21 protein-coding genes are annotated in these 18730 nt (G+C 44.8%); 12 read left to right on the top strand and 9 right to left on the bottom strand.

What is annotated here, in order from left to right; translation table 11 throughout:
• Nucleotides 1-32 precede the first annotated feature (32 nt).
• Nucleotides 33-872, bottom strand: coding sequence for a helix-turn-helix transcriptional regulator (locus tag AC1DN5_RS13870; RefSeq protein WP_016937095.1), 840 nt, complete (start codon nucleotides 870-872; stop codon nucleotides 33-35).
• Nucleotides 873-980: 108 nt separating this feature from the next.
• Between AC1DN5_RS13870 and fabF the strand changes: the two genes are divergently transcribed.
• Nucleotides 981-2216, top strand: a complete 1236-nt coding sequence (gene fabF, locus AC1DN5_RS13875) for a beta-ketoacyl-ACP synthase II (RefSeq protein ID WP_366970166.1) — start codon at nucleotides 981-983, stop codon at nucleotides 2214-2216.
• Nucleotides 2217-2243: 27 nt separating this feature from the next.
• Here fabF and AC1DN5_RS13880 read toward each other — a convergent pair whose 3' ends face one another.
• The gene (locus AC1DN5_RS13880) at nucleotides 2244-3455 is read right to left on the bottom strand and encodes a Bcr/CflA family efflux MFS transporter (RefSeq protein WP_045926951.1); all 1212 of its coding nucleotides are present in this window, start codon (nucleotides 3453-3455) and stop codon (nucleotides 2244-2246) included.
• A 155-nt stretch (nucleotides 3456-3610) separates the two neighbouring features.
• Nucleotides 3611-4723, bottom strand: a complete 1113-nt coding sequence (locus AC1DN5_RS13885) for a glycerol dehydrogenase (protein WP_060963463.1) — start codon at nucleotides 4721-4723, stop codon at nucleotides 3611-3613.
• A gap of 301 nt (nucleotides 4724-5024) precedes the next feature.
• Between AC1DN5_RS13885 and AC1DN5_RS13890 the strand changes: the two genes are divergently transcribed.
• The 9 genes from AC1DN5_RS13890 to AC1DN5_RS13930 all read left to right on the top strand — a co-directional run bounded on the left by AC1DN5_RS13890 (nucleotide 5025) and on the right by AC1DN5_RS13930 (nucleotide 11999).
• Entirely contained in the window at nucleotides 5025-5882 is an 858-nt protein-coding gene (locus tag AC1DN5_RS13890) for a YitT family protein (RefSeq protein ID WP_003156057.1), read from the top strand.
• Nucleotides 5883-5995: 113 nt separating this feature from the next.
• Nucleotides 5996-6523, top strand: coding sequence for a GNAT family N-acetyltransferase (locus tag AC1DN5_RS13895; protein ID WP_366970164.1), 528 nt, complete (start codon nucleotides 5996-5998; stop codon nucleotides 6521-6523).
• A gap of 275 nt (nucleotides 6524-6798) precedes the next feature.
• A complete protein-coding gene (gene abc-f, locus AC1DN5_RS13900) occupies nucleotides 6799-8427 on the top strand; it encodes a ribosomal protection-like ABC-F family protein (RefSeq protein WP_441397063.1) in 1629 nt (542 codons plus the stop codon).
• Between the two features lie 141 nt (nucleotides 8428-8568).
• A complete protein-coding gene (locus AC1DN5_RS13905; RefSeq protein WP_016937100.1) occupies nucleotides 8569-9291 on the top strand; it encodes a gamma-glutamyl-gamma-aminobutyrate hydrolase family protein in 723 nt (240 codons plus the stop codon).
• Nucleotides 9292-9682: 391 nt separating this feature from the next.
• The gene (locus AC1DN5_RS13910; RefSeq protein ID WP_016937104.1) at nucleotides 9683-9928 is read left to right on the top strand and encodes a hypothetical protein; all 246 of its coding nucleotides are present in this window, start codon (nucleotides 9683-9685) and stop codon (nucleotides 9926-9928) included.
• Between the two features lie 17 nt (nucleotides 9929-9945).
• A complete protein-coding gene (locus tag AC1DN5_RS13915; RefSeq protein WP_049627976.1) occupies nucleotides 9946-10314 on the top strand; it encodes a spore coat protein in 369 nt (122 codons plus the stop codon).
• A gap of 18 nt (nucleotides 10315-10332) precedes the next feature.
• A complete protein-coding gene (locus AC1DN5_RS13920) occupies nucleotides 10333-11469 on the top strand; it encodes a zinc-dependent alcohol dehydrogenase (protein ID WP_095242151.1) in 1137 nt (378 codons plus the stop codon).
• 18 nt (nucleotides 11470-11487) lie between these two features.
• Nucleotides 11488-11685: a hypothetical protein gene (locus AC1DN5_RS13925; RefSeq protein ID WP_016937107.1), complete on the top strand. Its 198-nt coding sequence runs from the start codon at nucleotides 11488-11490 to the stop codon at nucleotides 11683-11685.
• A 14-nt stretch (nucleotides 11686-11699) separates the two neighbouring features.
• The gene (locus AC1DN5_RS13930; RefSeq protein WP_016937108.1) at nucleotides 11700-11999 is read left to right on the top strand and encodes a spore coat protein; all 300 of its coding nucleotides are present in this window, start codon (nucleotides 11700-11702) and stop codon (nucleotides 11997-11999) included.
• A gap of 179 nt (nucleotides 12000-12178) precedes the next feature.
• Here AC1DN5_RS13930 and AC1DN5_RS13935 read toward each other — a convergent pair whose 3' ends face one another.
• Complete coding sequence (locus AC1DN5_RS13935) at nucleotides 12179-12757, bottom strand: TetR/AcrR family transcriptional regulator (protein ID WP_095242163.1); 579 nt, start codon at nucleotides 12755-12757, stop codon at nucleotides 12179-12181.
• Between the two features lie 248 nt (nucleotides 12758-13005).
• On the opposite strand from AC1DN5_RS13935, the gene AC1DN5_RS13940 reads away from it, so the two are divergent.
• Entirely contained in the window at nucleotides 13006-14196 is a 1191-nt protein-coding gene (locus tag AC1DN5_RS13940; RefSeq protein WP_049627973.1) for an MFS transporter, read from the top strand.
• A 92-nt stretch (nucleotides 14197-14288) separates the two neighbouring features.
• Here AC1DN5_RS13940 and AC1DN5_RS13945 read toward each other — a convergent pair whose 3' ends face one another.
• From AC1DN5_RS13945 to AC1DN5_RS13960, 4 genes are all read right to left on the bottom strand, one after another.
• A complete protein-coding gene (locus AC1DN5_RS13945) occupies nucleotides 14289-14924 on the bottom strand; it encodes a TVP38/TMEM64 family protein (protein WP_316936483.1) in 636 nt (211 codons plus the stop codon).
• Nucleotides 14925-15043: 119 nt separating this feature from the next.
• Nucleotides 15044-16117 (bottom strand): sensor histidine kinase, encoded by a 1074-nt coding sequence (locus AC1DN5_RS13950; RefSeq protein ID WP_366970162.1) that lies wholly within the window; start codon nucleotides 16115-16117, stop codon nucleotides 15044-15046.
• Nucleotides 16114-16800 (bottom strand): response regulator transcription factor, encoded by a 687-nt coding sequence (locus AC1DN5_RS13955; protein ID WP_016937113.1) that lies wholly within the window; start codon nucleotides 16798-16800, stop codon nucleotides 16114-16116. The genes AC1DN5_RS13950 and AC1DN5_RS13955 overlap by 4 nt, the downstream gene beginning before the upstream one ends.
• The gene (locus AC1DN5_RS13960; protein ID WP_366970161.1) at nucleotides 16772-17380 is read right to left on the bottom strand and encodes a class I SAM-dependent methyltransferase; all 609 of its coding nucleotides are present in this window, start codon (nucleotides 17378-17380) and stop codon (nucleotides 16772-16774) included. The genes AC1DN5_RS13955 and AC1DN5_RS13960 overlap by 29 nt, the downstream gene beginning before the upstream one ends.
• A 205-nt stretch (nucleotides 17381-17585) precedes the next feature.
• Between AC1DN5_RS13960 and AC1DN5_RS13965 the strand changes: the two genes are divergently transcribed.
• On the top strand, nucleotides 17586-17948 hold the full coding sequence (locus tag AC1DN5_RS13965) for a hypothetical protein (protein WP_366970160.1): 363 nt from the start codon (nucleotides 17586-17588) through the stop codon (nucleotides 17946-17948).
• Nucleotides 17949-17996: 48 nt separating this feature from the next.
• On the opposite strand, the gene AC1DN5_RS13970 is transcribed toward AC1DN5_RS13965, so the two are convergent.
• Nucleotides 17997-18617, bottom strand: coding sequence for an FMN-binding negative transcriptional regulator (locus tag AC1DN5_RS13970; protein ID WP_366970159.1), 621 nt, complete (start codon nucleotides 18615-18617; stop codon nucleotides 17997-17999).
• Between the last annotated feature and the right edge of the window lie 113 nt (nucleotides 18618-18730).

Consider the following 18730-nt stretch of genomic DNA (forward strand, 5'->3'; position numbering starts at 1 on the left):
GGAAGGCGGCGGCCTTCCGTTTTTTTCTGTTTTCACCTGTTTTCGAAGAGCTTTTTCAGCTTTGCTTCCGTTTCGGTATGATCTACCGGCGTATAGACGCTGCAGCGCAGGTCACTGTTGCCCTGAACCTGAAAAGAAGTCAGATTAAAGACCATTTTTCCCGCCTTCGCGTGGCGGAACTCAATTAATACTTCGGGAGCCGAGCTGACTTCGCTCTCATTCCACAACGTATGAAACTCTGAATATGTCTTCTCCATTTCTTCTATAAACTGAGAATACCACGTATCCGCTACATATTGGCCGTAATACGTTCTGAAAATGGCAATGAAACCTTTCACAAAGTGCTCCCAGTTCACGGCTAGACTTCTTAATTCTTTTCTTGAAAACAATAGCTCAATGAGATTCCGTTTTTCGGGGGGGATTTGTTCAAAATCTAAAAACACGTGAGCCGCCGCCTGGTTCCACCCTACGATATGACACCGCCTGTCCGAGATAATGGTGGGACAATAACGGAGCTCCTGCAGAATTTTTGAAAGGGACGGGCTGATGACCGCTTCTTCCTCCGCGGTAAACGGCTGTTTCACGCCCTCATCAATGGCAAGCGCGTACAAATAATTTCTTTCATCTTTATTCAGCTGCAGCGCATCGGAAACGGCGTCCAATACACCTGCCGACACTTTAATGTCTCTGCCCTGCTCCAGCCACGTATACCACGTGGTGCTTACGCCGGCTAATTGCGCGACCTCTTCTCTTCTGAGTCCCGGCGTTCTTCTTCGCGTACCCGTCGGCAGGCCGGCCATCTGCGGAGAAATTTTAGCCCGCTGCGTTTTTAAAAACTCTGAAAGAGCCTGCAGTCTTCCTTCTGGTATCATTCCGAATCTCTCCTCTCCTACCCTGGTATTCATTATACTAGGATAAACAACAACTTGTAATAGGATAATTGAGAGTTACAATAAATACATACCGAAGGAGGAATGACCATGAAAAGAGTTGTAATCACCGGAATGGGAGTGATTTCACCTCTCGGCAATGATGTAAATACATTTTGGAAACACCTGACGGAAGGAAAATCGGGAATTTCTTTCATAGATTCTTTTGATGTCTCCGGCTCCAAGACAAAAATAGCCGGCACCGTCCGCGATTTTGACGCAGAAGAAAGATGGGGCAGAAAAGAAGCGAGACGGCTTGACCGTTTCAGCCAGTTTGCTTTAGCGGCAGCGGAACAGGCACTGGAAAGCTCCGGAATTCAGCTCGATCAGATTGACCGTGAACGCCTCGGCGTGTACGTCGGCTCCGGAATCGGCGGCATCACGACTTTGATTGAGAATGTCCATACTTTAAATGAACGGGGAGCGCGAAAAGTGAGCCCGAGCCTTGTCCCCATGATGATCTCAAATGCGGCCGCAGCTCAAATCAGCATCAGATTAGGCGCGCTCGGCCCCTCACTTTCTCCGGTGACCGCGTGTTCCATCGGCAATACGTCGATCGGGGAAGCATTCAACGCCATTCGGAATGATGACGCGGATATCATGTTTGCCGGGGGTGCGGAGGCGGCGATTACCAATCTGTCACTGGCCAGCTTCGGAAATGCCCACGCCATTTCAGCAAGAAACGAAGATCCCGCAGCGGCAAGCCGGCCGTTTGACGCGGATCGTGATGGATTTGTCATGAGTGAAGGCGCAGGCATCTTAGTATTAGAATCATTGGATAGCGCAATCAGCCGAAACGCCCCGATCCTCTGTGAGGTGCTCGGCTACGGCGCGAGCTCGGATGCCTATCATATGGTAGCCTCTCATCCGGAAGGAACGGGCGCTTACCTGGCGATGAAAAACGCTTTGAAGAAGGCGAACGTTTCAGCGGAAGACATTGATATCGTAAGCGCCCATGCGACAAGCACAAAAGCCGGAGATCTCTCTGAAACATTGGCCATCAAGAAATTATTCGGGGAGCTTGCCTATGACATTCCGGTCACGGCAAACAAATCAATGCTCGGCCACATGCTTGGCGCGGCAGGCGGAGTTGAAGCCATCGCTTTGACAGAAAGCTTGAGACACGGCATCATCCCGCCGACGATCAATCTTCAAAACCCTGATTCGGCGTGTGATTTGGACTATGTATCAGACGGTCCGCGACATCAATCGTTAACGATCGGCCTTTCCAACTCATTCGGCTTTGGCGGGCATAATTCAGCGATCGTGCTCAAGACATATGAATAACGGGAACAAAAAAAGGAGTGAATCATTTCACTCCTTTTTTGCTTTCTCCGGTTTAGTTGTTAAGGTGAAAAAAGCGATGGAACCGATAACGGATGTCGTAAACATAATCGCCCCCATCGGGACGGCCGTCGCTTCATTCATTCCGACAAGCGGCGACACGATGGAACCGAGAAGAAGCGGAAGCATGCCGAGCAGTGCGCTTGCGCTTCCCGCGCGGTGTCCCTGCTTTTCCATCGCCAATGTAAAGGTGCTTGTCAGCGTCATGCCGATCGTAATCATATAAATAAAAATTGAAATCACCAGTGCCGCCAGCGGCCCGTGAATGATCGTCATGACGAGCAGAACGGCAGTCGCCGTCATAGCTGTAATCACGCCGATTCTCAGCAGGCTTTTTTCATGAATAATTCCGCCGAAACGCCCGATGATAAAACTTCCGGAAATGATCGCCAGACCGTTTATGCCGAATAAAATACTGAATACCTGCGGCGATACTCCGTAAATATCCTGATACACAAAAGGCGTCCCGGAAACATACGCAAAGCTCCCGCCGTGAATAAAGCCGACCGTCAGCGCATAGCCGATAAATGACCGGTCTTTCAGCAGGCTTCCCATTGTCCGCACGGAATTTCCGATGGAACTCGGAATCCGCTTTTCCGGCGGGAGGGTTTCTGTCAGCTTGAGCGCAATGATGAGAACAAGCAAAAACCCGATAACGGTTAAAAAGAGAAAAATCGTATGCCATGATGCAAACGGGAGCAGTAAAATCGCGCCTCCCGTCATCGGCGCCACCATCGGCGCGACGGCGGTAATGACCATCAGCAGCGAGAAAAACTTAGAAAGCTCTCTTCCCGTAAACACATCTCTGACGATCGCACGGGACAGAACGAGCCCCGCCGAAGCGGTGAATCCTTGAAGAAAACGGGCAATCACTAATGTTGTAATGTTCGGTGCAAGCGCGCAAAACAGAGAAAACAAAGCAAATAAAAAAATACATAGTAATAACGGTTTTCTTCTTCCCTTCGCATCACTTAACGGTCCGACAACAACCTGTCCGATTGTCAGTCCGATCAGACATGCGGTTAAACTGAGCTGGACAAGCGATGCGCGGGCGCTTAAATCTTCAGCGATTTCAGGGAAACTCGGCAGATACATATCTATATTCAGCGGCCCCAGTATCGCAAGCATGCCAAGAAGAAATGCCAGCGCAAGCCGCTCCTTACCGGTCGGATTATGCAGCATATCGTTCCCACCTTTCCTTTGTTAGTCTCTCAAAACATTTGTATATTGTATCATAATTTTTTCTTTATTTTTAAAAGTTTTCAATCGGGGCAAAAAGACATAAAAAAACCAAGAGCCGTCACAGCCCTTGGTTTCAAATCACGCGATGAAAATGTTTACGCATGCTTTTCTTTAAACGCTTTTGCGTATTGGTCGGCCGCTATAATAGCATCCGCCACATCATCAGCCGTCACATCAAAAGCGGCATGAATCGTTTCTTCCTCAATCGTCGCGGCTTCTGCCACTTTCATAATATCCTCTTTCGATGCGTCTTTTAATTTGATGTCTTCAAGTGTGACAGGCAGTCCCAAGCTGATATAAAACGCGATATACCGCTCAATTTCTTCAAGCGAACGTTTTTCCAGCGCCAGCTGAACGAGCGTGCCGAATGCCACTTTTTCACCGTGGGTTAAGTGATGGATTTCTCCTTCAAGCGCGGTGAAGCCGTTGTGAATGGCATGCGCCGCAGCCAAGCCTCCGCTTTCAAATCCCAGTCCGCTCAGAAGTGTATTCGCTTCAACTACCGCTTCTAATGGAGGAGTGACGACTTTCGCTTTCACAGACTCATAGGCGAGACGGCCATATTTGAACAGAACTTCCTCACATTTTTCCGCGATAGCTTCCCCGGCAATTGTGGGAATTCCGCCTGCCATCGTTTTACCGCCGCTGGCGATGACACTGCGGGCCTCTATCCACGTCGCCATCGCATCGGCAATCCCTGATGCTAAAAAGCGCGGCGGAGCTTCCGCGACGATTTTCGTATCGACCAGAACCAGATCAGGATTCTTATGATAGAAACGATAATTTTCAAACGCGCCTTGTTCAGAATACACGACAGACAGCCCGCTTGTCGGGGCATCCGTCGAAGCGGCCGTCGGCACGATAACAGTGTAGCCGTTTATTTCATCTGATACCGCTTTGGCCGTATCAAGCGTTTTACCGCCGCCGACTCCGATTACAATGGACGCGCCCGCTTTCTCTGCGATGCCCGCAATTCTTTTCATTTCTTCTTGGGAGGCTTCCCCGTTGAAAACCGCCTCTTCAGCCGAAATGCTGCTTTTCTTTAATTCAGCCGTCACTTTGTGACCCGCGATATCCCATACGGTTTTGTCTGCAATGACGATTGCTTTTTCACCAACGCCCTCAAGGTGTCCGCCGATCGTTTCAATTGCGTTTTTTCCCTGCACATATTTAGCCGGACTGATAAAAATTCGTTCCAATGTTCTCATCCCTTCTTTGCTGCTTTATTCCATTTCTCTAATCAATAGATTAGAAATAAAAACTCTTCTGATATAATTCCTTGTTTTTATTTCATTCAAACCTCATATATACAATAGAAAATTCAATTTTTACGTCATTGACAAGATGTGAAGGTGTCTATATAATCTTCGATATTGAAGCTGATCATTCTTTACTGAATGAACAAACGAGATTGTGAATGATTCGTCTTAAAAATTATTTAGTTCTGCTGGATAATTTTTGAGGCGTTTTTGTTTTGTATATATTTTTAACTGCGGAGGAGGTTTGCACATGAAGAATATTTGCAAGGATATACTGATGATTATGGCCGGAGCCTTTCTTATCGCGGCATCCGTGGAATTTTTCGTCATCCCGAATCATCTGGGGGATGGCAGCACCGTGGGAATCGCTCTCGTTTTATATTATCTTTTCCATATACCTGCAAGCATTACAACTCTGGTTGTAAATTTGATTTTTATCGGGCTGGCTTATAAATTTTTAACGAAAAAGACAATTTTATATACGATACTCGGCACGGGAATGACTTCTGTTTTTCTCAGCATCGTCAGCTTTATTCCATTCGGCGTGCACGACATGGTGCTCGGGATTGTATTCGGCGCTCTGCTGATGGGAGCGGGGCTGGCATTGATCTTTATCGCTGACGGATCTACCGGCGGAACCACGCTTTTGGCGTATTTATTGAATTACACAAAGGGCTTTAACATCTCCAAAAGCATGTTTTATATGGATTGCGTCATTATTTTCGCGTCCGTTTTAGCGATCGGCATCAATCATATGCTGTATACGTTTATATTCGTTTATCTGTGCGCCAAAATCGTCGATATTGTCATTGAGGGTTTCCATAATAAAAAAGCTCTCACCATTATGTCCGACCAATACGAAGAGATCGCCAAAGCCATCACGTCCGAATACGGCAACGCGGCGACGATTTTTTACGGATACGGGTATTACGGCAGCAAAGACAAGCGTATTATCTATGTCGTCATTAAAAAGAACGAATTGCTGAAAATCAAAAAACACGTTCAAAAAATTGATCCGAAATCATTTATCGTTATTCATGAAGTAAAAGAAGCTGTCGGAGGGCAATTCGGCTTTACTAACCTGCCTGCCGCCGCCAATGAGAAATAACCGCCTGCAGTGTACAGCTGCAGGCTTTTTATATCGCCCTTCCCCGCTCAAAGGTATTTGCATCTTTTCGATCGAAGTATTAGGATGAAACCTTTTGGATGGGAGAATGTAAAATGAAGATCAAAACCGACAGACTCGTGATCCGGACATTTGAACGGGAAGATTGGCAAGACGTTTATGAGTACACGTCAAATCCGGAGGTCATGAAGTATATACTGGAGGGCGTCTTTTCCGAAGAAGACGCCAAGAAATTCGTTATTGAAAACAGCGGTGAACATGCTGAAAAGTATCCCGTTTTATTGAAGGATGAAAAAACGGTCATTGGCCACATTGCTTTTTTTAAGTATTTTGGCGACCATACGTATGAAATCGGCTGGGTGTTTCACCCGGAATATCAGCGCAAAGGATATGCTTCAGAGGCTGCACGCGCCGTGCTGGCATTCGGGTTTAACGAGATGAAATTACACCGAATCATTGCGACATGCCAGCCGGAAAATACGGCTTCGCACCGGGTGATGGAAAAGATCGGAATGAGACGGGAAGGTTTCTTCAAAAAATGCATCCCCCATGAAAATCACTGGTGGGATGAATATTATTATGCGGTGTTAGAAGAAGAATGGGAAGCCTCGAATCTGGAATAAAAAGGCGAATACCCTTTGCTCTTACAGGTAGGTGTGTGCTACACTGTTTGTAACAAATACGAAGGGATGATGGGTGGACAATGATTAACTAATCTTATTTTGACCGTTTGAAATCAAATATTTCAAATCAGAAAAAATAGGATTAGTCTGCCCATTTTCTATACGATACGAAAGCTATGTGAAAATAGCTTATTTGATCATGCACAGGTACGGCTAATCCTTCCAAATCAATTGGGAGGATTTTTTGTCCTCCCTTTAAAGCGAGGGATTGACATATGAAAGAAATATTAAAATTAAGCGGCATCAGTTATGAAATCAACAGTGTGCCCCTTTTGGAACAGATCAGCGCAAGCGTTCAGCAGGGCGACATCATCGGCGTTATCGGCAAAAACGGCGCCGGCAAATCTTTATTGCTGCAAATGATCTGCAATAAAACAGCGCCGTCACAAGGACAGATTCAGATGCTGCAAGATGTGAACATCTATATGGTGGAACAAGAAACGGAAGCTTATGATTCCGGCCAACCGGAGCCTGCGGAAGCAGCCCTGTTAGAAAAATGGAACGTGCCCGCCCGCGCCTTTTCACAATTAAGCGGCGGAGAAAAACTGAAAGCCCGGCTTGCTAAAGGATTCTCCTCCTCAAGCGGTCTTTTGTTATTAGATGAACCGACGAACCACCTCGATCAGCAAAGTTTAGACATATTGCTTAATCAGATCAAGAACTATAAGGGCACCATTATTTTCGTATCACATGACCGTGCATTTTTGGATGCGGCGGCGACAAAAATCTGGTCGATCGAAGGAAAGAAACTCATTGAACATAAAGGGAATTATTCAAGCTATATGGAGGTCCGCAAACAGAGAAGACTGACACAGCAGCGGGAATATGAGAATCAGCAGCATATGATCAGACGGATTGAAGCTCAAATGAACGAGCTGAGCGCCTGGTCAGCAAAAGCCCATGCCCAATCAACGAAAATAGAAGGCTTTAAAGAATACCATCGCGTAAAAGCAAAACGCACGGACGCCCAGATTAAATCAAAACGGAAGCGCCTTGAAAAAGAGCTTGAAAAAGTGAAAGCAGAACCGGTGGAGGCGGAGTATGAAGTCCGTTTTTCCATTGAGCACCGCAAAAAAGCGGGAAAGCGTTTTTTAGAAGTACGTGATCTCACAAAATCGTATGACGGCCGAACGCTGTTCAAAAACGTAAATTTCACTGTTATGCACGGCGAAAAGATTGCCATTACAGGCCCGAACGGGAGCGGGAAAACAACATTATTGAAGGTCATCCTCGGTCAGGAAAAAGCGCAGGGAAGCATATGGATATCTCCGTCTGCAAACGTCGGATATTTAACGCAGGAAGTATTCGACCTCCCGCTTGATAAAACCCCCGAACAGCTTTTTCACAAAGAAACGTTCGAAGCAAGAGGAAATGTTCAATCTCTCATGAAGCATTTAGGATTTACCGCAGCGCAATGGACGGAGCCCATCGGCAAGATGAGCATGGGAGAGCGGGTCAAATGCAAGCTGATGGCGTTTATTCTGGAGGAGAAAGATGTGCTGATTCTGGATGAACCGACAAACCACCTTGACCTGCCGTCACGCGAGCAGCTTGAAGACACATTGGCTCAATACGACGGTACGCTCATCATCGTATCGCACGATCGCTACTTTCTCGAAAAGACGACAGACATCCGGCTTGATATCACGAACGGCAGCGTTCAAAAACAATGGAAAGAATCCCCCGCCGCCAGAGATGATATTGAAGAGCTGCGGTTAAAGCTTGAAACCGAACGGCAGGAAGTCCTCGGAAAGCTCAGCTTCATGACTCCGGCTGATAAACAATATCGTGAGCTTGACCAAAAATTCAAAGAGCTGACGGAAGAGATCAAGAAATTGAAATGAATGTAAAGACCCGTGATTGTTGTCACGGGTTTTGTTTTAGAAAGCTTACGTATAAAGAGAATAATTTCAAACTGATTTGTACAACCTACGTTCAGATTTGTTATGAACAGGCTCAGAAAGAAAGGTTCAGGTGAACGAAGAATGGCCAAGCGCATTGGTATTACGGGAAACATTATGGCTGATCAATCCGGTCCTTTCCCGGGTTATAATCGGGCGTATGTCAACAATGATTATATTCAGTCTGCTGCCGAGGCCGGCGGTGTGCCGTTTATATTGCCGGTAATTCAAGAAACTGAGCTTTTAAAGGAACAGGTCTCTCATGTTGACGGCATTATTCTGTCCGGCGGCCAGGATATAGACCCGCTGATGTACGGTGAAGAACCTTTACAGGCTTTAAGAAAGACCTTTCCTGACCGGGACGCCTACGAGAAGGAGCTGATCCAAACGGCGGTTGCTTTGGAGAAGCCGATACTGGCAATCTGCCGGGGGATGCATATATTAAACGTCACTTTCGGGGGGACTTTATACCAGGATCTGACACACGCTTCGTTTGCTGAAATTAAGCACGATCAAGAAAAAGATCCCCCGTTAAGAACCCATCATGTTTCTTTTGAAAAAGGAACCCGTCTTCATTCCTTGTTTGGCGATTCAACGCTTGTGAACTCGTTCCATCACCAAATCATAAAAGAGACAGCGCCATCGTTTAAGGCCGCGGCTTATGCAAAAGACGGGGCCATTGAAGCGATTGAACGGACGGGTGAATTATTTGTCGTCGGCGTGCAATGGCATCCTGAAATGCTGACAAAAAAACATGAAGATATGAAAAAGCTTTTTTCTCTTTTTATGGATGCGGTCAGCACATAAAAAAAGCAGATCATCATGATCTGCTTTTTCCTTTAAGGTTTTACTGTGTGTCAGCTTATGGCCCTCGATATCACAATGAGTGATGCTCAATGCCGTTTTTTCTCCCTGCTTCCCCCAACTATTTTTCGATCATCGTACTAATGGGCATTGTGCTCAGCAGTCCCGTCTCCCGCACGGCAAAACAGCCCGCGCATCAGAAAAACGTGCATGAAAATAGCCATTCTACGTAATGGGATATTGTGACCAAGAGGAAGCGATTATGCTTCCTCTTTTTTGATGTGCTGCCAGACTTCTTCTCTGCTTTTTTTTATAAACAAAATGTGCAAGAATAAAGTCCTTTTCTCAGGGGAAATTAATTACGTAATTGAGAAGAGGAGGTTTAAAGATAATTATGGAAAAGCGTGAATTAGCGGCTCACGAGTCGCTTGACTTACATGAAATGATTAACTTCAAGACGCTTTGTGTAGCGAAATCCAAGCTCATGCAAGGGCTTGTGTTTGATCAGGACCTGAAAACGTTAATGGAAAAAGACGTTCAGCAAGCCTCTCAAGACCTGGCTGATTTGCAGGCGGTTTATGAACGTGCTTCTTTTCAGGCTCCTGTTCCTCAAAACCGGCCGACTTCGATCATCAATTGAAAGGAAGGTAAGCATCATTGAATCATGACCATTTAGATCCAATCAATTCATTACACGTCCCTGAACTCGCAGATACGACATTCGCAATGGATTTTCTTTTACGGGCAAAAGAAGGCGTCAGAAATACCGCCGTCGCTTTAACAGAAACCGCTTCACCTGATGTAAGAGCTTTGCTGCGCAAACAGCTCATGCAAGGAATCGCGATGCATCAGGAAATTACAGACTTGATGGTCAGCAAAAAGTGGTTTCACCCGCATGATCTGAGCGAACAGTATAAACTGGATCAGCTCTCTGCGAAAAATACCCTCATGGTCGGAAACATGAATCTGTTTCCCGTGGAAACGAACAGAAAAGGGATGTTTGACCGCACACCTGATGAACACTAACACTGGAGGTATTACAGCATGAAGGCCGTAACGTATCAAGGAGTTAAAAACGTCGTCGTCAAAGACGTGCCTGATCCGAAGATTGAAAAACATGATGACATGATTATAAAAGTCACAAGTACGGCAATTTGCGGGTCAGATTTACATTTAATCCACGGACTCATCCCGAACTTGCAGGAAGACTACATCATCGGGCATGAACCGATGGGCATCGTGGAAGAAGTCGGTCCCGGCGTGACGAAAGTCAAAAAAGGGGACCGTGTCATTATTCCTTTTAATATCGCCTGCGGAGAATGCACTTATTGTAAAAATCACCTGGAAAGCCAATGTGATCAATCAAATGATAACGGCGATATGGGCGCTTATTTCGGCTATTCAGGGAGTAACGGCGGCTATCCGGGCGGCCAGGCCGAATATTTACGCGTCCCTTTTGCGAACTTTACTCATTTTAAAGTCCCCGAAACATGCGAAGAACCGGATGAGAAATTGAGTGTTATTGCCGATGCGATGACAACCGGCTTTTGGAGCGTTGACAATGCCGGCGTAAAAGCAGGCGATACGGTCATCGTTCTCGGCTGCGGGCCTGTGGGTCTGTTCGCTCAGAAATTCTGCTGGTTAAAGGGAGCGAAACGCGTAATAGCTGTAGACTATGTCAACTACCGTCTCCAGCATGCGAAACGGACGAATAAAGTGGAAATCGTGAACTTCGAAGACCACAAAAATACGGGCAGCTACCTGAAGGAAATCACCAAAGGCGGCGCTGATGTGGTCATTGACGCCGTCGGCATGGACGGAAAAATGACGGATCTGGAGTTCCTCGCCAGCGGATTAAAACTTCAAGGCGGGGCGATGAGCGCTTTAGTCATTGCCTCCCAAGCTGTGCGCAAAGGCGGAACGATCCAGATTACGGGTGTGTACGGCGGCAGATATAACGGTTTTCCTCTTGGCGATATCATGCAGCGAAACGTCAATATCCGATCAGGACAAGCTCCGGTTATCCATTATATGCCGTATATGTTTGAACTGGTGTCAACCGGCAAAATTGATCCGGGCGATGTTGTAAGCCATGTCATTCCGCTTAGTGAAGCGAAGCACGGCTATGAGATGTTTGACACGAAAACAGATGATTGTATTAAAGTTGTACTCAAACCTTAGAGAACGGAGGCTACAGAAATGGCCAGCGCCTTACATGAATTACTCGAAATTCAGGAGATGGCTTCTTTTAAGTCACTTTGTCTGACGAAATCCAAAACCATGAAAGCGCTCGTATCCGATCCGCAGCTGAAAGAAATCATGCAGCAGGATACGGATACATCAACAAGGCAATTGCAGGAGTTTGCCTCGATTTTATCTGATGCAAAGCATGAATAGGAGATGAATAACGAATGAATCCGATTATGGAATACCTGACGGGGATGGATGCACTGACAGACCAAATTGTCGCTATGGATTTATTGAATTCGGCAAAAAGCGGAGTCAGAAACTATGCGATGGCGGCGACGGAAGCCGGAACGCCTGAAGTGAAAGCGATACTCACCCGTCACTTAGAAGAAGCCATCGACATGCATGAGCAAATCTCACGCTATATGATGGAAAAAGGCTGGTATCATCCGTGGAACACAGATGAACAAGTCCGGTTTAATTTGCAAAATATTGATACGGCGCTCCGCCTGCCCGTCCTATAAATCGTTTTGCTGCTGAGACAGCAGCTTCAGTATGTCAAACTGAGAACTGCCTTTACAGCGCCCAGGCATACCCCCGCGAATATCGCGTGCGTGGCAGCCGCCCGGCGGTTCGCTAATAAAGCAGAAAAGGCAGAACAATGACCTTGTTCTGCCTTTTTATTTTCCGCTCGGGCGATTATTCAGGTAGCTTGAACTCCCTTAAACGCATTCATCACCAAATCATGCACATAGGCATCATTGACCTCGTCCCCTGTCACAAGCAGCCGATAGAAAATCGGTCCGTAAATGAGATCAATACTTACTTCAATATCAAGATCCTCTCTCAATTCACCTTTCTGAATTCCCTTTTCCAGAAGGCCTTTCGCTTGGAGGCGGCGGGGCCGGAAAAATCGTGTGCGATATTCTTCTGCCAATTTGGCATCCAGCTGCCCCGCACCTATTAATTCCTTAATCACGGTTCCTTCCCGGCTTGTCAAAAACCTTGCTAAATTCGCGGCGTGGGTCGATATATCATGTACTGTTGATCCCGTATCAGGCACAGGCAGTCTTTCCGTAGCGGTCGAAAGAAAGCTGTCCATGATAACGGCAGCTTTGTTTGCCCACCATTTATAAATCGTTGCTTTACTCACTTTCGCGCGCTCTGCAATTTTATCGACTGTCACCGCATCAAAGCCTTTTTCCAGCAAGAGGTCATAGGCCGCAGAAAGAATCGCCTTATGTGTTCCTTCATCACGCGGCCGCCCTCGTTTACTCTGCACATACATCATTCCTTCCCGAAATATAAACGATACGTTCAGTATACTTAACATGATAAAAAAATAAAACAGAAACCTATTTACAAAACTGAACGTTTAGTATATCATTCACTTATAAATAAAACTGAACGTTCAGTTTAGAAAATGTTTAACACTCCGCAAAACCTTAGGACTAAAAATCTATGGAGAGGAAATGAATCAGCAAATTATTTATCAAACCTCATAAAATCATTAAAAAGGAGTTCATTCACATGGCTACATTAAACAAACAAAAAGCAGATCAGGGGGTCTCACCTGGTTTAACCCTTCTTCTCGCAGCTGCATGCGGCATCATTGTCGCTAATCTTTATTATGCACAGCCCTTGGCAGGATTCATCAGTGCGGCAATTGGGCTTTCTCCAAGCAGTGCCGGATTGATTGTCACGCTGACCCAGATCGGATACGTTGCCGGCTTACTGTTTCTCGTCCCTTTGGGAGATATTATCGAAAACAAAAAACTTGTCGTGGTATCGCTCCTACTAAGCGCAGCCGCTTTGACACTGACAGCATGTGTGAAGCACGGAACACTGTTTTTAGCCGCTGCGTTTTTCATCGGATTGGGATCGATCGCAGCCCAAGTGCTTGTTCCGTTCGCATCCTACCTTGCACCGGACGCCGCACGCGGCCGGGTTGTCGGCAATGTGATGAGCGGCCTATTGCTCGGTATTATGCTTTCCCGCCCGATATCCAGTCTGGTCGCTGATATATGGGGGTGGAATGCCATATTTGCTTTTTCCGCCGCGTTAAGTGTTGTCCTGGCCATCGTCTTAGCAAAAGTGCTTCCTGCCAGAAAACCAACAGCAAACACACGCTATACCGTCTTACTCGGTTCAATGTGGAAGCTGTTGCGCACGACTCCGGTCTTACGCCGCCGCGCCATTTATCATGCGTTTGTATTTGGAGCTTTCAGCTTGTTCTGGACGACTGTACCTTTATTATTGTCCGGTCCTGCTTTTCATTTTTCTCAGAAGGCAATCGCGCTATACGCACTGGCAGGCATTGCGGGTGCAGCCGCTGCACCGATAGGCGGCCGTCTGGCTGATCGCGGCCTGACCCGGCTTGCCACCGGAATCGCTCTTGGTGCTGTCATCGTTTCTTTATTACTCCCGCTCATGATTCAGAGCAGCTCCCCCGTCGGAATAGCAGTTCTGGTGGCCGCAGCTATCCTGTTAGATGTGGGTGTATCCGCCAATCTCGTACTCAGTCAACGTGCCATTTTTTCGTTGGCGCCTGAATTTCGCAGTCGATTAAACGGTTTATTCATGGCAATCTTCTTTCTGGGCGGTGCTGCAGGTTCATCAATCGGAGGATGGGCATACGCTTCAGGCGGGTGGAGTATCACATTATGGATTGGAATCGCTTTTCCGGTCATAGCATTGCTTTATTTCACCACGGAGAAATAAGCCTTTCACCCAAAAAAAGCCGTCAGTGACCAAGCTGACAGCTTTTTTTGGGTGTATTCTTCTTTAAATCCTTCCGAACAAAAAATACGGATTCATGAAAAATTTTGCTTCATGCGGTTCCATATTCTCACCGTTAAGACCGTAATCAATATAAATGAAACAATAATAAGTGCAATGCCTGCAAAAGACTCACTGAAATTGATAACAACAAAGCTGGACAATACGATGACAGGAATATTTGAAAGCAATACAGTTAACATGTAGACAGAATACTTTAACCCGGCTGCAGCGGATAAAAAACAAATCACATCCGTAGGAGCTGCCGGGCAAAGCATCCCCAATGCCAAAAACTTATAATTGTACGCCTCCAATAACACTTTCAAATCAGGATATTTATCTTCCAGTAATTGAGTCGTTTTTTCGCTGGCGAATTTCCTCGAAAAAAGATAAACCAATGTTTCGCTTATAAACAGACCGGCCAATGATAATAAAATGCTGACCATCGGATCAAAGCATATTCCGCCCAAAAACATCAGCGTCATGCCGGGAATAAAAAAGAGAAGCCTGACGACCCACAAAGCCAAAAACAGCAGCATCGCGTATTCCGCATGCCCTGATATAAAATCCGTTACATCATTCATATCAAATGACAGCAAGTCCAGTTCCTTCAAACAATAAATGCCTAAAAACCATATACATAATAAAACAATTTTATTTTTCAATTTCACCGCTCTCCTCGCTTTCCATCACATCATAAGCAAAGAAAATGAAGAAACAGCCGGTAAAATTCTTAAGGATTCTTAAGTTATTCTAAAAAAAAGCTTATGGAATGTTTGTGCCGCAAGCTCTAATCAATCTGGTGTTCAACAGTAAAACGAAGCCAGCCGCCGCTGTAATCCGCATGAATACGGCCGCTGTGAAGCTCAACAATTCTTTTTGAAATGGCAAGTCCGAGCCCGGTGCCATGATGACCCGTCCTGGCCTTATCCCCTCTGAAAAACCGTTCAAACAATTGATTTATATCGTCAGCCGGAACATTTTCGGCCTTGTTTGATACTTGCAAAATCGCTTTTTCATCTTTCAGCTCAAGGTTTATGAAGAATTCAGAAGGTTTGATACTGTACTTTAACGCATTCATAAAAAGATTATCATAAACGCGAACCATCTTTTCTATATCAATACATACAGGTACATGTTCTTCCGTAATTGATTTTCGGACAGTTAATTGTTCCTTTTCAAACATAGGAAAGTACTCTCCGACGATTTGTTCCAATAAAGCAGACAAGTCTGTTTTGCTGCGGTTCAAAATAACATCCGGACTCGATAAATGCGTATATTCAAACAGTTCATCTATCAAATATTTCAGTCTTTGCGATTTGGAATAAATCGTTTCAAGGTATTCCTGAAATTGTGCTTTACTATTGTATTGTTCTTTTTTAAGCAGATCCAAATATCCGATAATCGATGTTAACGGGGTTCTTAAATCGTGCGATACATTTGAGATCAGCTCACTTTTCACTCGTTCCAATTGTCTTTCATGTTCAAATTTACTCTCTAATTCTTCAGACATATAATTGATATGTTGTGCAAGCTGAGTCAATTCATCCCTACTCTCCATCCTAATGGTCAAGCCCAAATTTCCATTGGCAATATGGTGAACACTCTCAGTAATGAGCTTCAAATATCCTATTTTTTTTCGTATCAATAACCAAAAAACCACAATAAAGGTCAAAATAGCTGCAGTAAACTGAAGCAATATCTTAAAATAGGCGCCGCCTAGGCTCACATTTGTCAAATGGTATATTTTATCCAAATATGAAATAGATAATATAACAAGAATCAATACACCGAATGCAACAAGATAACTAATAGCGATCGCGACCAGAAGCCTGACAATCAGCTTATTTCCAAACTTCCTCATATTTTATATCCCGTTCCCCATACCGTTTTGATATAAATCGGATGTTTAGAATCCTCTTCTATCTTGTCTCTGATCTTTGTGATGTGGACCATTACAGTATTGTCCGACTTAAAAAAGTCTTCCTTCCATACCGCCTCATATATTTTTTCAACACTCATGACAATTCCTTTGTTTCTCGAAAGAAGCTCCAGAATATCAAACTCTTTCGGGGTGAGCCTGACCTCTTCTCCCCGCACCCACACCTGCCTTGTATCCGTATTAACGGTCAAATCACCGATTTCAATAACGTTTGCCGTGCTGACCGCATCTGTATTGTATTTTTTATACCTTCTCAGCTGAGATTTCACTCTGGCGATCAATTCCAACGGATTAAACGGTTTCGTTAAATAGTCATCTGCACCGGAAGCCAGCCCTTGAATTTTATCCATATCTTCTGATTTGGCGGACAGCATGATGATGGGCAGATTTCGTTCTTGTCTGATCTTCATGCATGCCTCAATCCCATCCATATTGGGCATCATAATATCCAAAATAATCAGGTCAAACTCCTTTTGCTCCAATAATTTCAAGGCTTCAGCAGCATCTTCCGCCTTGCGCGTGCTTATTCCTTCATTTTCCAAATATACAGAAATAAGATTTCGGATATCTTTGTCATCATCCACGATAAGAATGCTTGTCCCCATATGAATCCTCCCTCGTTTTTGGCGGCAATGAACAGCTGAAAACATAAGCCGGCGGAATATTCCTGAATTCTCTCCTTACTTCTGTTTTGGGAAAGAATTGCTCAATCAATGCCTTCTTATATTGAGTATATTGGAATGTGATAAATTCTCCATGATTTCTTAAGATTTTAGCTGTATCCGTCAAAATATCTTCAGAAACATTTTTTGGAAGGCTTGCAAAAGGAAGTCCGGAAACGACATAGTCGGCATAAGGGATTCCATGCTCTTTTATATGCCTCTCAATATGTTCGGCTGATCCGTGCACAATGAATAGGTTCTGTTCATTTTTATATTGTTCTTTCAGCAAAGCATAAAATTCTTCATTTTGTTCTATCAATAAGATTATTGTCCCGGGTTGCCGTTTTTCAAGCAGTTTTTTTGTAAATACTCCCGTACCGGGCCCGTATTCAACAATGTATTCAGCTTTATGAAAATCAATTTTTCCCATCATCTTCTCAGCAAGAAAACGCGAGCTGGGCAGAACGGCGCCAACAGATCTGGGATTCATAATATATTGAAATAAAAATAACAGACGTTTCATCTTTAATCTCTCCATTTGTTTTGAATTTATAAAACACACTCTACATTCAAAACCTGAAGAAAAAGCGGTGAAAGTTCTTAAGAAATCTTAAGATATAAAAAAGACGGCGGGATTTGCCGTCTTTTTCAGCTGCCGATTCTTTCAGCAGCGGTAAAACCATGTCATAATATGTTAAGAATTAATTGCGCTATAGGCAGGTGAACACATGAAGAAGAATTTATATAAACACCTTTTGCTGGCTCTGATTTCGTCCGTTTGCTTTTTAATGATCTTTTATTTTGGTTTAAGAATGACACAAGAAGACACACCGCCGTTGTCTTCTTATCCGTTTTACCTTTTTATTTATATGTACATAGCAGCCGGATATTTGACGGTCGGCCTTTTGTCAGCATGTATGACTGATGTCTTGAAGAACCGCTGGACATTGAATAAAACGTCTTCCATTCTATTGAAACTTATCGTTTATTTACTCATAACGTATGCTATTTCCCGTTCTTTCTTCGTTTTATCGGCGCCGTTGATTTATTTGCTGTTTGAGTCGTTATTCATCCTGAGAAAAGCTTCATAATCAGAAAAAAACATACCGCATGCTGCCGGTATGTTTTTAAGATGCGTATCAGTTTTTTGCAGTGATCCGCTTGATGTTTTCTTCCATCAGGCCGGAAATGAGCTGTTCGTTTGTGTGCGGGATCTGTTTGAGCTGTTGTACGACCATTTCCTGTCTTTGAGCTGAATGATTTTGACTCAGCTTCGCTTGCCCCTCTATTTTGCTGATTTTAATTTTAAAGCCTTTTACCCCTTTGTTCATGCCTGACAGGAATTTCGCATCGACATCCTCTAATTTGTAGGGGCTGTCGGGGCTTTCGTATTTCAATACGAGATCGCCCATCGAATGCACGGTTTCTTCCTCATCCAAAAGCTCTGCCTCCCCGTATACATGAACCGCCACATAATTCCATGTAGGAACAGCCCGATTCGTCTCATACCATTTGGGTGAGATATAACAATGAGGCCCTTGAAAAACGGCTAATACACTTTGGCCTTCAATCTCTTTCCATTGGGGGTTCGGCAAGGCAAAATGACCGTATAAGCATTCGTTGTCCTTGCTCATCGTCAATGGCAGATGGGTTGCATACGGCATGCCTCCTGCCGTTGAGAACAGTGCTGCGAAACCATACTCTTTAATAACATCGTACGCTTCAGCTTCACTCAGCTGAAATGGAGCGGGAATATACATAAAAACTCTCCTCCTGAACTTGGATTGGTAAAGCGCTTTCCGCTATAATAAAATATCAACTGACATTTAAAAAGGTACAGTTTGGGATAAATGCACATGTCAGAGGAGAACAT

It is taken from the genome of Bacillus sp. 01N42_2 (assembly GCF_056399565.1).

What these genes read in the sequence shown, in the direction of transcription:
- fabF (WP_366970166.1), top strand. Translation starts at nt 981, where the DNA reads ATGAAAAGAGTTGTAATCACCGGAATGGGAGTGATTTCACCTCTCGGC.
- AC1DN5_RS13920 (WP_095242151.1), top strand. Translation starts at nt 10,333, where the DNA reads ATGAAGGCCGTAACGTATCAAGGAGTTAAAAACGTCGTCGTCAAAGAC.
- AC1DN5_RS13890 (WP_003156057.1), top strand. Translation starts at nt 5,025, where the DNA reads ATGAAGAATATTTGCAAGGATATACTGATGATTATGGCCGGAGCCTTT.
- AC1DN5_RS13870 (WP_016937095.1), bottom strand. Translation starts at nt 872, where the DNA reads ATGATACCAGAAGGAAGACTGCAGGCTCTTTCAGAGTTTTTAAAAACG.
- AC1DN5_RS13965 (WP_366970160.1), top strand. Translation starts at nt 17,586, where the DNA reads ATGAAGAAGAATTTATATAAACACCTTTTGCTGGCTCTGATTTCGTCC.
- AC1DN5_RS13955 (WP_016937113.1), bottom strand. Translation starts at nt 16,800, where the DNA reads ATGGGGACAAGCATTCTTATCGTGGATGATGACAAAGATATCCGAAAT.
- AC1DN5_RS13905 (WP_016937100.1), top strand. Translation starts at nt 8,569, where the DNA reads ATGGCCAAGCGCATTGGTATTACGGGAAACATTATGGCTGATCAATCC.
- AC1DN5_RS13930 (WP_016937108.1), top strand. Translation starts at nt 11,700, where the DNA reads ATGAATCCGATTATGGAATACCTGACGGGGATGGATGCACTGACAGAC.
- AC1DN5_RS13960 (WP_366970161.1), bottom strand. Translation starts at nt 17,380, where the DNA reads ATGAAACGTCTGTTATTTTTATTTCAATATATTATGAATCCCAGATCT.
- AC1DN5_RS13950 (WP_366970162.1), bottom strand. Translation starts at nt 16,117, where the DNA reads ATGAGGAAGTTTGGAAATAAGCTGATTGTCAGGCTTCTGGTCGCGATC.
- abc-f (WP_441397063.1), top strand. Translation starts at nt 6,799, where the DNA reads ATGAAAGAAATATTAAAATTAAGCGGCATCAGTTATGAAATCAACAGT.
- AC1DN5_RS13910 (WP_016937104.1), top strand. Translation starts at nt 9,683, where the DNA reads ATGGAAAAGCGTGAATTAGCGGCTCACGAGTCGCTTGACTTACATGAA.
- AC1DN5_RS13880 (WP_045926951.1), bottom strand. Translation starts at nt 3,455, where the DNA reads ATGCTGCATAATCCGACCGGTAAGGAGCGGCTTGCGCTGGCATTTCTT.
- AC1DN5_RS13895 (WP_366970164.1), top strand. Translation starts at nt 5,996, where the DNA reads ATGAAGATCAAAACCGACAGACTCGTGATCCGGACATTTGAACGGGAA.
- AC1DN5_RS13885 (WP_060963463.1), bottom strand. Translation starts at nt 4,723, where the DNA reads ATGAGAACATTGGAACGAATTTTTATCAGTCCGGCTAAATATGTGCAG.
- AC1DN5_RS13925 (WP_016937107.1), top strand. Translation starts at nt 11,488, where the DNA reads ATGGCCAGCGCCTTACATGAATTACTCGAAATTCAGGAGATGGCTTCT.
- AC1DN5_RS13970 (WP_366970159.1), bottom strand. Translation starts at nt 18,617, where the DNA reads ATGTATATTCCCGCTCCATTTCAGCTGAGTGAAGCTGAAGCGTACGAT.
- AC1DN5_RS13940 (WP_049627973.1), top strand. Translation starts at nt 13,006, where the DNA reads ATGGCTACATTAAACAAACAAAAAGCAGATCAGGGGGTCTCACCTGGT.